Source organism: Chthonomonas sp., from assembly GCF_035294165.1.
GTDB lineage: Bacteria > Armatimonadota > Chthonomonadetes > Chthonomonadales > Chthonomonadaceae > Chthonomonas.
In genome coordinates this window covers 24,080-36,931 of record NZ_DATGLN010000134.1, presented here as the reverse complement: position 1 = coordinate 36,931, position 12,852 = coordinate 24,080, and the positions used below count along the sequence as shown (strand labels likewise).

11 protein-coding genes and 1 pseudogene are annotated in these 12,852 nt (G+C 54.6%); 5 read left to right on the top strand and 7 right to left on the bottom strand.

Annotation, left to right across the window (positions count from 1 at the left end):
• Positions 1 to 72: 72 nt before the first annotated feature.
• Positions 73 to 441, top strand: coding sequence for a dihydroneopterin aldolase (gene folB, locus VKV29_RS06740; protein ID WP_324200540.1), 369 nt, complete (start codon positions 73 to 75; stop codon positions 439 to 441).
• Here the strand turns inward: folB and VKV29_RS06735 are convergent.
• The 6 genes and pseudogenes from VKV29_RS06735 to VKV29_RS06710 all read right to left on the bottom strand — a co-directional run.
• On the bottom strand, positions 438 to 1,646 hold the full coding sequence (locus VKV29_RS06735) for a DNA double-strand break repair nuclease NurA (RefSeq protein ID WP_324200539.1): 1,209 nt from the start codon (positions 1,644 to 1,646) through the stop codon (positions 438 to 440). The two genes, folB and VKV29_RS06735, sit on opposite strands and share 4 nt — an antisense overlap.
• Positions 1,647 to 1,766: 120 nt before the next feature.
• Complete coding sequence (locus VKV29_RS06730) at positions 1,767 to 4,397, bottom strand: NPCBM/NEW2 domain-containing protein (protein WP_324200538.1); 2,631 nt, start codon at positions 4,395 to 4,397, stop codon at positions 1,767 to 1,769.
• A 91-nt stretch (positions 4,398 to 4,488) separates the two neighbouring features.
• Positions 4,489 to 4,839: a hypothetical protein gene (locus VKV29_RS06725; RefSeq protein ID WP_324200537.1), complete on the bottom strand. Its 351-nt coding sequence runs from the start codon at positions 4,837 to 4,839 to the stop codon at positions 4,489 to 4,491.
• Between the two features lie 10 nt (positions 4,840 to 4,849).
• Positions 4,850 to 5,617 (bottom strand): prepilin-type N-terminal cleavage/methylation domain-containing protein, encoded by a 768-nt coding sequence (locus VKV29_RS06720; protein ID WP_324200536.1) that lies wholly within the window; start codon positions 5,615 to 5,617, stop codon positions 4,850 to 4,852.
• Positions 5,618 to 5,869: 252 nt separating this feature from the next.
• A complete protein-coding gene (locus VKV29_RS06715) occupies positions 5,870 to 6,418 on the bottom strand; it encodes a hypothetical protein (protein WP_324200535.1) in 549 nt (182 codons plus the stop codon).
• Between the two features lie 40 nt (positions 6,419 to 6,458).
• A pseudogene (locus VKV29_RS06710) lies at positions 6,459 to 6,644 on the bottom strand (prepilin-type N-terminal cleavage/methylation domain-containing protein); the annotation flags it as partial.
• 358 nt (positions 6,645 to 7,002) lie between these two features.
• Here VKV29_RS06710 and zwf point away from each other — a divergent pair.
• The 4 genes from zwf to VKV29_RS06690 all read left to right on the top strand — a co-directional run bounded on the left by zwf (position 7,003) and on the right by VKV29_RS06690 (position 12,471).
• On the top strand, positions 7,003 to 8,694 hold the full coding sequence (gene zwf / locus VKV29_RS06705; RefSeq protein ID WP_324200533.1) for a glucose-6-phosphate dehydrogenase: 1,692 nt from the start codon (positions 7,003 to 7,005) through the stop codon (positions 8,692 to 8,694).
• 6 nt (positions 8,695 to 8,700) lie between these two features.
• Entirely contained in the window at positions 8,701 to 9,489 is a 789-nt protein-coding gene (locus VKV29_RS06700; RefSeq protein WP_324200532.1) for an RDD family protein, read from the top strand.
• Between the two features lie 336 nt (positions 9,490 to 9,825).
• Positions 9,826 to 10,002 (top strand): hypothetical protein, encoded by a 177-nt coding sequence (locus tag VKV29_RS06695; RefSeq protein WP_324200531.1) that lies wholly within the window; start codon positions 9,826 to 9,828, stop codon positions 10,000 to 10,002.
• A 222-nt stretch (positions 10,003 to 10,224) separates the two neighbouring features.
• Positions 10,225 to 12,471, top strand: a complete 2,247-nt coding sequence (locus VKV29_RS06690) for a hypothetical protein (protein WP_324200530.1) — start codon at positions 10,225 to 10,227, stop codon at positions 12,469 to 12,471.
• Here VKV29_RS06690 and VKV29_RS06685 read toward each other — a convergent pair.
• The gene (locus VKV29_RS06685) at positions 12,365 to 12,820 is read right to left on the bottom strand and encodes a peptidylprolyl isomerase (protein ID WP_324200529.1); all 456 of its coding nucleotides are present in this window, start codon (positions 12,818 to 12,820) and stop codon (positions 12,365 to 12,367) included. The genes VKV29_RS06690 and VKV29_RS06685 overlap by 107 nt on opposite strands.
• Positions 12,821 to 12,852: the final 32 nt, after the last annotated feature.

The following is a 12,852-nucleotide window of genomic DNA, read 5'->3' as shown; positions in this document are numbered from 1 at the left end:
AAGCTATCGCCTGCTAACTTCACAGATTGGAGAGGTACAATTTAGCTACACACGGCAGGAAACAGAGGCAGATTGAACGAGGACACCGTTTTCATTGAGGGGCTGGAACTCTATGCCTATCATGGCGTGCCGGAGGCGGAGCGCGAAATCGGGCACCGCTATCGGATAGATGCACGGCTTCGACTCGACCTGGGCGAGGCCGGCAAGACCGACAGCCTCAGGAGCACGGTGGACTATGCCGCAGTAGCTCAAATGATCGTAGAGACGGCCACAAAGGAGCGCTTTTTGCTTGTGGAGGCGCTTGCAGAGGCCCTCTGCGCCAAACTGCTGGAGGGTTTTCCTGCTGTGCAAGAGGTGACACTAACCGTTCGCAAGGTGCTACCGCCCTTTCCCTGCATTGTGGCGGCTGTGGGGGTGGAGCTGACACGTCGGCGCGCCTAGATACGCCGAATGCGCTTGCTCATCGCCTTTCGAGTCGATTCCACGGGCACACGCTTGGCGACGAGCTGGGCCTCCAGCAGCCTGAAGAAGGTTTCTCTTTCTGCAGCCCGCACAACAGCCTGTTCATGTGCTTCGGCGAGTGCCACCGGATAGCCTGCTCCCTTCCTTGCCTGATCGTAACAGAGAGCATGCACCTTCTCTAGCAGCGCTCTATCTTCCGCCACCCAAGCGGGCAATTCAATGCGGGCGATCTCCGCCCCGGTGTTCAAGTAGAAGAAGTGAATGCGCTGCTTCTCTCCATAGAACTGCAAAACCTTTGAACGCGAGCCAAAGAGGGCCGAACGTTCGCCGGGTTGCAACAGCGCTGCCAAGAGGTCGGCATCCGTAAGCACCTCCACGCCGGCGCAGGCCGGCTCTTCATACTGCGGAGCCGTGCGCAACCTTTTGGGACAGAAATGGTCGCAGTCGGTTGTAGGATGGGGGCATCGAGCAACACGCAACATGTTGATGACTTCACGGCTTTGGGGTGCACTGATGTAGCCCACTATCGGTGCGCCCCTGGCTTGCACCCGCTCGAACGCCTTCATGAACCGATGCAAGGCATGCTCTCGAAAGTGAGGGGTCTCCGACTCGATGGGCCAAAGAATGAGACTGCCATCCGCCATGAGCAGCAGCGGTTCCGTCTCTTTCTCGGCAAGGTACGCGAGTTGCTCGATCTCGTTTAAAAACCGATAGACGGCAAAACGGCGTGGCAGCACCGCTCCCTGCTCGGCACCTAAAAACGCTTCGAGGCCATCCGCCTGCACCTCCTCATTGCCTTCCAGCAAGGAGAGAGAGGGAAAGGAGGAAAGCTCCGCATGAGGGTCGGGGCGATAGCGAATAATGGCCGAGCCGATGTTCAGCAGATAGCACAATAGAATATCGTGCCGATCGGCCACGATCTGAGAGCCATCCACGGCGATAGCGGTATAGATGGATGGTGCATCGGGTGGGGCGATGCTGCCATGCGGTGCATCCAGCAGATTCGGCAGCAGCCAGGAGGTTCGGCTTAACTGTAGCCGCTGTTGCAAGCTCTGCCATTCGTCCGCTGCCCTCTGCATGCGTCGCCGAGCCTCTTCCAAAGCGGTGAGGCGTTTCGGTCGAAGCTCAGACACCTCTAAGGTGAAATCCTGCAACTGTGCGGCCACTTGCCGGAAATCGAGCATAAGCAAGTCCTCTGCCAAGACAAGCGTTTACGCTTATTCTACCGTTTTCCAAGCAAACCTCCGCTCAGCTTTCCGCCCATAATGCGAAGGGTTAGTGTGGATAGGGTCTGAAGGCCTTCCTTATGCGTGCTTGCCACCGATCAGCTTGGCATCGGCCCAGTTAGCGAGGTCGTTCTCGCGTTGCCCGTCGTTGTCCCAGTTATCGGAGACGCGTAGCAGAAGGGTTTCGGCACCAGCCACGTCTATATCAATGGCTTTGGGTATGGTGTGGGCGTAAACAGGCCCGCTGTCATACATACAAACTCCGTCCACAAAAACGGTGAAGTTAACAGAGGGGGGTGGGTTTTTGGCCTTAGCAACACTATCGTCAATCCCTATGAGCGCCTGAAAACGGCGATACCCCTTATGCAGCCTGTAGAGAATCACCGTGTTGGCTGCGCAGCCCAAGCCCTTAGCAAACCGCTGCCCGTGCAAAGCAATGGGGCCTCCGTTGAAACTTCTATCTTTTGTGAATACCGGCTGTGGAAGCCCCACACCACGTTGAGAATCGGCCTCGGTAAGGTCGCTAAGATAGGTTATCGTGTCTGCCGATGGGGGAGCAGACGCTTCCTTCCGTTCCAATACAATTGCCTTGACCTCTATACGGCTCGTGGAACCAGCAGGGACGGAAACCCACAGCCCATCCTCTAGCTCCGCATGAGTTTTCGTGCCCATATCGTGCCCGTTAAAACGGATGCGATAAGTTCCGGGTGCCAAATAGCGAATTTGAAGACGGGTCTTGCGTGTTTGACGAGTGGCATTGGCCAGAACGATTCTACGGTGATGGACTATGTCTAAGCAACGCAGCGATACCGTCTGATCTGCTGCCACAACAAAGCCGTCCTCACTTCGTTCAAGCGCATAGATGAGATTAGCCATTCCTCTAGCATAGGTGTCGTACATGGTGCGCAAGTTCAGATCGCGCAGTTCTTGAACCCCAAAAGCATCGTTCCAACGATCTCGCGGCAGTGCCAGTCTTTGTAACACAAGGTAGGTAGCATAGGCCGGTCCCTCGGCATAAGTTAGAAGGTCTCCGATCACCTCTACAAAAACAAGGTCTTTTTCCTGACAAAGGTTTGGGGCACAGTCGTAGTCTATACAGCCACGTACCCCCACACAGGTTACGCCGGTAAAAGGCTGTCCCGACGGGTCTTTGTCGAGAGTGATTCCTAAGGTGAGTATCTGTACCCAAATGAGGTCTTTGGCGATATCGAGATAGGTTGTATCGCCGGAGCGCTCATATTTGTGGATAAGGGCACGTGGTATCCACCCTATCCAGCAGTTGTACATATTCACGCCTTCATGCAGATAGTTCATGCGATCTTCAGGTTCCAACATCTCCTTAAACCAGGCGCAGATGCGGTCGGCAATTTTGAGGTAAGTCGTGTCTTTGGTTTCTGGATAGAGCACTTGAGAACAGATTTCTGCGGAGTAGGCAAGCAGAGTGGTTATGGCCCAATCGTCTCGGTGATCGCCCGGGGCCGCTCGTTCAACATCCCAACAAGGCGCAAAGATCATGGTGTCTAAGTTTAGCTTTTTCCAAATGTCATGCCGCATCATATCAAGAGCGATCTCTTTCAAGGAGTCGTCGCCGGCTATGCGTGCGGCCGTGTAGAGGGCTTCGGACGCTCCCCAATTGCCTCCGTCGAGACGGGGGAACGGATGAGCATAGTCGCTAAAATAGCCCCATCGGGTAACCCCTCCATCGCGCCTTACAAAGTAGCTCGTGCCGTCCTTGCCTAGGATAGGAGTCTTGTCGAGAATGTATTTGCCGAAATTACGCTCCCACAGCCTTTGCGTGGCATGGCCTTCATAAACGAGAAAACACCCGATTTGCAGGCTGCTTTCGTGCCCATAAGGGTAAGCCGCGTTGGGATACTCCTCCATAGTCCAGCCATAGCCGGGCACAAAAGCATCGGGTGCAGCATGCCGTAGGGGCATCTTTTCCAACGCACGATAGGGATCGTAGTCAAAACGGAGCTGCTCAAAGTCGAGGAAAGAAGAGACAATATCGGCATAGTATTTCTCACACACATGGTGCACTCGCCCTCCCAAATCTCTATCGAAGAGAACCGCGCACTCTTTGGGTTCCCCCTCTCCCATACGTAACTGCCAATAGCCATAAGCCCTCTGCTGTTCCGCCCGAATCTGGCCGCTTTTAAAGTGGGTGTTACTGCGCTGTTCGGTGCGACCGTTAGGTTGAACATGGGGGTTTACTTTGGCAATGAAGACATAAGCCGTGTCTACATTTCCCGCCTTGCTGTGCCCTACAACCACAGGGCCGGTGCCGTCAATAAAAACCTCTCTGTTCTCGGCATCGGCAGCGGTTTCACCGCGCGTAATCCAGGCGCCATGCGGACGCGCATCGGTCTGGGGCGTACGAAAAGCCACAGACGCGGCGTGCGGCCCGGAAATGGCGACATGCAGTAGGGGCAGCCTATCGTCCGAATTAAGGCGATAGACTACCTCTCCTGCAGGCAAAGTAAAGGCGATGGCGATTCGATGGGCGTTGTTTTCGAGAACCCTATAGTGTGAGGCCATCCCACCGCCCAAGAAGAAGCTATCTTCACGACTTACAGGACGTGCCACCACCACTCCACGTACGGTTACCGAAGCATAGTGCCATGCGCCGCTATCGTCTTTTTCAAATGTATGAACCTGATCGCCGGTTTCTAGCTGGATTTTGTTGGAAGATATCTTTAGTGTGGTCATAGGTTCTCACCGTCTTGTTTTTTAGAGAGAAAAAAAGGGGAGAGGTGCCCTCTCCCCTCAACATACAACCTATTAGGAGATGAAGCAAGGTTTAGTGTGGGCCTCGAAGGGCTGAGATGTAGATGGCACGCAGCACATAGGCTCCTTGGTTGCCTGTTGCCGCGTTAACCTGCTTTTGCTGCTCCGGCGACAGCTTGGTGAAGTCGCCCTGGCACTGGATGGCGAGCTGGCGCAGGTTCATTGGCGGCACAGGTTTGACGGCAGGCGTGCTCGGTGCAGGATGACCGCGAAAAGTCAGTTTGTATATTCCGAAGAGCACGCCGGCCAAGACCACAACAGCGATAGCTATCTGCAGAGGGCCTACGTTCTGTTGCAGCCTACTTTCCGCACCACTAACCTTATTGGAAGTGCTTGGCCGCTTAGGTTCTGAAACGGTCGGCATTTCGGATTCCTCACTTGGAGTAGCGATCTTCAAGGTCTTTCAGGTCTTGAAGGGCGCCCGGTGCGGTCGCATCGCAATTGATATACTGCAGCATACTTCCGCCCGGATCGCACCCCGGTCCCTGGTTCGCGTTATTATCACCGCACCAGAAGGTACCCCACACGTTGAAGGGCGCTTCGGTTGCAGACGGCTTCATGCTTTTGGCGTGCCCATCGGCAAACACGCAATTGAAGGTCGCATTATGACCAGCAAAACCAACATCTCGGAAAAAGTGGTTGTTACAGGCAGTCGTCCACCACATGGTGCCCACGTCGGGAGAGTTAGGTAGTTCAGTCTCTGCAACCTCTATCTTCTGTGCCGGTTTGTCTATTAGGGCTTGTCGCTGTACTCCCATCCACGGCATAGGCTGCACACGCGGGTTCGTACCGTAGGAGATGAAGTAGTGAGAGGCTGGGTTCCAGGAAGGCACGAGTTGGTTGTTTAGCGGATTAGACGGGCATTTGAACATATCGGGATTTTTAATGTAGGGGTATAGGAGATCGCCCCAAAGACTGCCATCATCCTCGTAGTCGAGCACATAACACTCATCGTAATCCTGCAGGTACATCTGCGAAGCAAGCCCTATCTGCTTCATGTTGGAGAGGCAGGAGATTTGACGGGCCTTCTCACGGGCTTTAGCGAAAACAGGGAAGAGAATCGCCGCCAGAATCGCTATAATAGCGATAACGACAAGCAATTCGATGAGCGTAAAAGCAGGGCTTTTCTTTTGTGGTTGCATGGCACAAACTCCTTTCTAAGTTCCTAAAAGTTGACTGTTCGTTACCTAAAAGCCGAAACATGATTCGTAGCTTGTAGGCTGAATCCATTATAACATATGTTTCGTAATATTTCAAGAGTGTTCTATCCCTATCTCAATGCCAACCTAAGCGACAGAAAGTCTCCGGCCTACAAAAACAAACAGCTACCCGCGACAACTTCGGAATGCGCGAGGGTAGCCAATAGCAGAAGAGATCGGTTTGGGTGCAGCAGACTAGTTATAGGCGTTTTCGAGGTCTTGCAGGCCTTGTGCAGCCCCAGGTGAAGGCTCATCACAGTTTGGATCGTAGTAGTCACCGCAGAACGGCACCGTGTTGGAGAGGATGTCGGTATAGGTGCCCCACATGTTGAAAGGTGCGTTGGTGGCAGTGGGCTTGAGCGGCTTGGCGTGCCCATCGGCAAAAGTGCAGTTGAAGGTGCCATTATGTCCGGCAAAACCGACGTCACGCCAAGGGTCGCTTGAAGGGCTACTCGATATGAGAAACCAATGCGAGCCGATCTCATAGTAACCTTGCGCTTTGCACTCGCCAAACTCGATCTTCTGAGAAGGCTCTTGTATGTAGGCCTCATTCCTTATTACCCCCAGCCAGCTATCCGGATGTATCCGCACGTTAACGGCATAGGAGACGTTGAAACTGAAAGAGACGAGAGTGTTGGTTAGGCCGTTATTCGGATTGGAGGGGCATTGGTATATCTGGAGGTTCTTAATGTAAGGGTAGAGAAGGCTCGCCCATGCGTATCGTGGAGTCAGTGGATGCTGCACGTTAATAGATGTCTACAAAGGGAGCGTAGTCCTCGTCCTAGTCCTGTAGATCCATCTGGGAGGCCAGCCCCAACTCCTTCATATTGGAGAGACAGGTTATCTGTCGCGCCTTCTCGCGTGCCTTGGCAAAAACGGGAAAGAGAATCGCTGCCAAAACCGCTATAATGGCAATGACAACGAGCAGCTCGATGAGCGTAAACCCGGTGCGGCGCTTTGTTGACGGCATAGAACTAGGTTCCTTTCGTAATGTTTTTAAGAGATGTTGTAATTGCTAATGTGTCACATGAAGCTTCTACCAACAGTGTTCTCTCTGCTGCTTTCGTTGCCAACCACATGACACTTCGATAAATGTAATATTAATTATATCATCGGATAGACAATAAATTTCTAAAGGACTCTTGATACGCCACTCCGCTGTTATCGAAACTAGCTTGGGCGCTAATGACCATCCGTAGCTGTCTATCAACTTTAAGCAGTTGGCTTATCAGAATGGTAAAATAGGAAGTGTGGACGAAAAACCGATAATTTTGATGACCTGACTTTACCAGACAGGGTTTAGCCCTAAGAGAAAGGACGTTTGGCTTATGGATAGGCCTGCTGCTCAAGTGCCTTCTCCGCAAGATGGTTTCAACGTCAACGTTGTGAACGCGCGCTCCATTATGAAGCGACCGGAAGAGCCTTGCAGCTTTATCATCTTCGGCGCCTCCGGCGACCTCACCCATCGCAAACTTATCCCTGCCCTCTATAACCTCGCATGCGACAACCTGCTCCCTCCCGAATTTCAGGTCTACGGCTTCGCCATCACCCCAATGAACGACGAATCGTTCCGTAAAGATATGGAAGAGGCCGTGCGCAACAGCAAGGAGGCTAGTCCTTTCGACCTACGGGTTTGGCACGGATTTGCAAAGAGGCTGCACTACATTACCGCCGATTTTGAGGCGCCCGACGGTTATAAGCAGCTTCAAGAGAAAATAACCTCCTATGTGAAAGAGAAAAACATCCCCGACAATCGCCTCTACTATCTTGCCACTTCGCCCACTTTCTACGAGCTGATCGTCAGCAAACTAGGAGAGCACGGCCTTGTAACCCCCGACTATGCCAGTGGAACGCAATGGACGCGCATCGTGGTGGAGAAACCCTTCGGGCACGATCTGCACTCCGCTCAAGCCCTCAACGCCAGCATTCATAAGGTGTTCAAAGAGGAGCAGGTCTACCGCATTGACCACTATCTCGGCAAAGAGACGGTACAGAACATTTTGGCGTTCCGCTTCGCCAACTCCATCATCGAACCGATCTGGAACCGTCGCTATATTGATCACGTTCAGATTACCGCAGCGGAGACGCTGGGTGTGGAGCATCGTGGCGCCTACTACGAATCGGCAGGCTGTCTACGCGACATGGTTCAAAACCATCTGTTCCAGTTGCTTTCCGTGATCTGCATGGAGCCTCCGGTTCGCTATGAGGGCACAAGCCTGCGCGATCGCAAGGCCGATGTGCTGCGCGCCGTGGTGCCCATCAACCCCGAAAACCTGGCCGACATCGCGGTGCGAGGGCAGTATGGGCCGGGTTTCATCGCCGGGCAGCCGGTGGTGGGCTATCGGCAAGAGCCGGGCGTGAACCCACAATCGAACACAGAGACCTATGTCGCCCTCAAGCTCTTCGTGGATAACTGGCGCTGGGCCGACGTGCCTTTCTACCTCCGCTCCGGTAAACGCCTCGCCGCCAAATGCACTGAGGTGGTTATTCAGTTCAAGCGCGTTCCCCACCTCTTCTTCCAGCTCTCTGCCGACGACCAGATAGAGCCGAACCTGTTGATCATACGCATTGCTCCGGATGAAGGCATTGCTTTGCGTTTCGAGGCCAAAGTGCCCGGCCCCGAAATGGTGCTTCGTTCCGTTCAGATGAACTTCAGCTACTCCGAAACCTTTAAGGTAAGCCCGGCCACAGCCTATGAAACGCTTCTTCTGGATGCCATGATCGGCGACACCACGCTGTTCAACCGTGCCGATCAGGTGGAGTTGTCTTGGGCCATCATCGAGCCGCTGTTGGAGGTTTGGTCGGCGACACGCCCCTTCCAGCCGTTTCCCAACTATGCGGCCGGCACCTGGGGGCCGGCGGCGGCGGATGCCCTCATCGCGCGCGATGGCCGCGCCTGGCACAATGTGCCCGTCTCTACCGCCCCCCAAAAAGCGCCTCAAGTCTCGGTTGAGCTAACGGGCGAGCCTATTGGAGTGCGCCGTGCCCAGATGCCTCAAAAGGGGCAAAAAGAGGAGTAATGGACTATGCAGCGTGAGGTCGCGCTGTTAACCCCAGAGAACATCTATGTGCGCTATCGTGTGGCGGGTTTGGCCTCCCGATTTCTTGCACGGCTCATAGATGTCCTCATCCAAGTCCTCCTTCTCGTTGTTGTTATCGGTCTTTTTTCTCTGGTGGAGAGGCGGCTCAACATGCTGCACTTAGGACTTGCCGATATATCCGAGGCGGTTGCCGCCCTCCTTAGTTTCGCCATCCTGTTTGTCTATGCCGTTTTCTTTGAGATGCTTTGGGGAGGAAGAACTCCAGGAAAACGCCTTCTTGGGCTGCGGGTTGTTCGCGACGGCGGGCGCCCCATCACCTTATTGGCCAGCGTCATACGCAATGCCCTGCTTTTTGTGGACCTCGGCATCCTGCCGCCCATATATGTTGTGGGGTTTCCGGCCTTCCTTTTTTTCTTTCTTAGCCCGTCCTGCAAACGAATCGGGGACTATGCTGCCGGAACCCTCGTGATCGTTGAAGAAGACCTTAACCTAGCCCCCAACACCCCCCACACCGTTTCGAATGAGGTTGAACGGTTTATGGGCGCGGTGAAAAACTTAGATCGGCTTACCCCGGAGGAGTACCGACTCATTCGCCGCTTCCTCGCACGGCGCGAAACGATGCCGTTGGCGGCGTTTGCAGGCACAGCGGATAGACTCGCACGTCCCCTCCTTGCCAAACTAGAGATAGATACCCCAATTTACTATCAACTGCAGTTTGCCGACCTGCTTGAAGCTATCGCAAGACGCTACGCTGCCGAACGTGGACTATTTTGAATAGGTCTTCCTCCTTGCTGACTGGGGGGTGAGGAGCTGTAGAGATTGCCAATTCGGCGGCTCTAGGGGCAATTCAGCAAGCAAGCCTACTTTGTGCGCCCCCTATCCCGTCCTTTCCGTCCTCACGGACAGCATTGCAGCGGTCTTAGCAGACAGCAGTGCAGCGGCCAGCGAGATAGGCGATGCAGGAAACGACACAGGCCGCTGAGTTGCCCACTGCGAGGTGCCCCTCTCCCTGATAGGGGGAGGGCGTCGGCCTTGAGGGGTGGGGGCTTGTAGGGGGTGGCCGTGAAGAGCTGGTAAGAGAGATGCCTGTCATTTCGAGGTGAAGACGAGATGAACAACTGTCATTTCGAGCCGAAGGCGAGAAATCTTGAATTTCAATTCCTGCCGGTTAGGGAGGTACTAGCGCACCGCGATGCAGCGGTCAGTGAGATAGACGATCATGGGAACTGTACTGGCCGCAAAGGCGCCGTCCGCGAGGACGCCCACCGCGAGGTGCCACCTTCCTGATAGGGGGTGGAGCTTGCAGAAACTTGAGCACCTCATGCACCGTGAATTTGCGAGGTTAGCTAAAAGGTGCAGGTGCACTGTCGTGGTAGCTTCAAAGCAAGACCGCATTGTACGAGAGAGGGTTCGAGTGGTAAAACAATGGGGGCGCCGTATAAGAAGAGAATCCCTTAAAAGAGTGCACACCTACTTGCAGAAAGGAGGCGCGGCGATTCCGCGTCGTGCTTGGCACGGTGCAATTTTCTTGCCGCCTTTCCCATGGAAATAGACCCAGCCCAAAATGTAGAATCTAGCCTAGAGATCGGAGAAACCGCCGAATCGAAACCACCAGAGACAATCGCTTCTGCGTTCTCCGATCGGTTAAGGCTACGAGATGGCCTGCTTTTGATGCTGTTGCCTCTCATTGGGTTGCTCATTGGGCTTCGCACGGTTGCCATCGCCACACTTCCTCACATCCTTACACCCGACCCCGGCATCGTCTACCAAGAGGTCACAGATAGGCTTCCTATTCCGGCCCTACTCAACTGGGATCTCGCCACTATTCAAAACCTTATCGATCTACGAGACATGCCGCTCCCTTTCCTCATCCTTCTCGGTTTGGTGGGAAGCATTCTGTTGCTCTACATAGCCCTGTGCCTATTCAACCCAGCCTACCGTCCGCTCGTGCTCGAACCTGCCGCAAACTCTTCCCCGGCCGGCACGAACCATCTGTCGGGCACACTGCGCCTTCACAGACCGAAAAGGTTTTGGCATGTTGTTCTTCTGTGCGGGGTGCCCCTGCTCGGATTCTGGCTTCTCGTGGGGGTGTTCATGCCTCCGGCAGCGCCCGTTCGTAAATACATGTTGGCGGCTGCCCCCTGGTCACCCCTATGGGCATTGCGCCTCATGGCGCTTGGCATGGCGCTCTGGGTTGGGCTGCATCCCGAAGGGCTTCTTTGGGAAGATTCTCGTAAAGAGAAAAGAGGCTCTCGTTCTTACCAGACACTGCTTGTGCAGGGGGCGCTTTGGGGAATCGTTACCTGGGTTTTTGCCCATTTCACCGTGCCGAGTTCCCTTGAGCCGCTGCTTACCCGTCTACAGGCGTTGGGGACCTTCAATACCGCGGAATGGCGTTGGGTGGTTTCACACTACCTCTTCTCCGTTGGCACCTCGTGGTTTGCCGCGGGGCTGTTTTTACTAGTTCTGGGCCGACATGGCCTCGTTGCAAAGGCGCGTTTCGGGCTAACCGCTTTGGCCATCTTGGCTTTCTGTATCTCGTTCTGGCTCCAACGGCCCTTCTCTGCCTCGACGTTGGCCGAGCGTTTCGACCTCCAGCCCGACGTTCTTAATGCCATCTCGGTTCCCTACAGCCCGCGTCGCCCCGGCTCCGGCGTGCCGGATGGGCTGGCTGCCGTACAGGCTTTAGCCCGACGGCTTTACCTTCCCATAGGACAAAACTCGGCCTGGCCGGCCCGCAGCGTGCTTTTGTTTCAGCCTGGCGGCAACGTCATCAACGTAACGCAAATGGGCTATACGATCAATGGCCTCAGCGCCACTCGCGAATCGGCTTTGAAAGTAAGGAACTTCCTCCTGAAGAAACACTACCATTCGGCGCTCTCGTGGGTTGCCACCGAGCACCTTTTCGACTGCAGTGCCCTGCGCTTTGATACCACAAGTGCTCTCGACGTGCTGTTGAGCGATCTTTCCAACGGGCCTCACCTTAGCCGAGTGGGAGCGGTTGTGACGACGCTGTTTTTCATCTGTGCGGCGACACCGCAGAATCATGCCCTGCTCGATAAGTGGGCAAACCCGAGGAATTTCGCCTGCCCCGACCGTTTCAGCAAACATCTGATCGGCGACCTTTATCGGAGGTTTGGCGATGTGAAGAACGCTTTGAAGTGGTACCGTGCCGCCGATATGCCGTCCACCTTTATGGCTCGTATTCGGGCCGAACGCCCCCTGTTCCACACCGGAACCGTTTATGGTATCCTTAGGCTTAACGGACGGCCTTTGGCGGGAGTACGGGTGGGTATTATGCCTTGGCGGCTCAACGGTTTACCGCCTCTGCAAGAGGTTTTACTGGCCAACGCATTTCACGAGGTACTTGAACCCAACGGCAACGGGCCTCTGTTTCCACCCTTCCACCCTATTCCTTTCGCCTTTCGATGGATCAGCGGATCGGATGTAACGGATAGCAATGGTGCCTTTCGCGTACAGAACCTTACGGAGGGGCAGTATCGTGTGGTGGTGGCGCTACCTCCCTCCATCCAGCTCAACCCACCCTTTGACCCGCGTATTCGGGTGATGAACCCGCCCCTGCCCTTCTCTTTACACTATGCGAACCAGACCGTGAATCTCGGCATTATAGACATCTTTTACCGAGGGCCTATGGCTGCTCCTCGCTCCCAGGCTCAATCGTCACCTTCAGCATCCGGTCGCCCTGGCGCAGAGCCATCACGTTCTCTAAACCCTCTATTACCTCCCCAAAAATAGCGTATTTCATATCGAGATGGGAGGCCGGTGCCAACGTGATGTAGAATTGGCAGGAGGCGCTGTTGGGGTCTTGAGCACGTGCCATAGCCACCATTCCCGCCTTGTTATGTTTTAGTTCCGGCGTGACCTCTAGAGGGATGGTGTGCCCGGCATCTCCCGTGCCTGTGCCGAGCGGGCAACCTCCCTGAATGACGAAGCCGGGCACATACCGATGAAAGGTTAGCCCGTTGTAGAACCCCTTTTCCGCCAGCTCGATAAAGTTCCTGGTCGTAATGGGCGCCAGACTTTCGTAAAGGCGAAAGCGAATAGTGCCTTTTGTTGTTTCCAAAACCGCAATGCGATCCGGCATCTCAATTTTCCTTCCTCTTGTTCGTAACAACA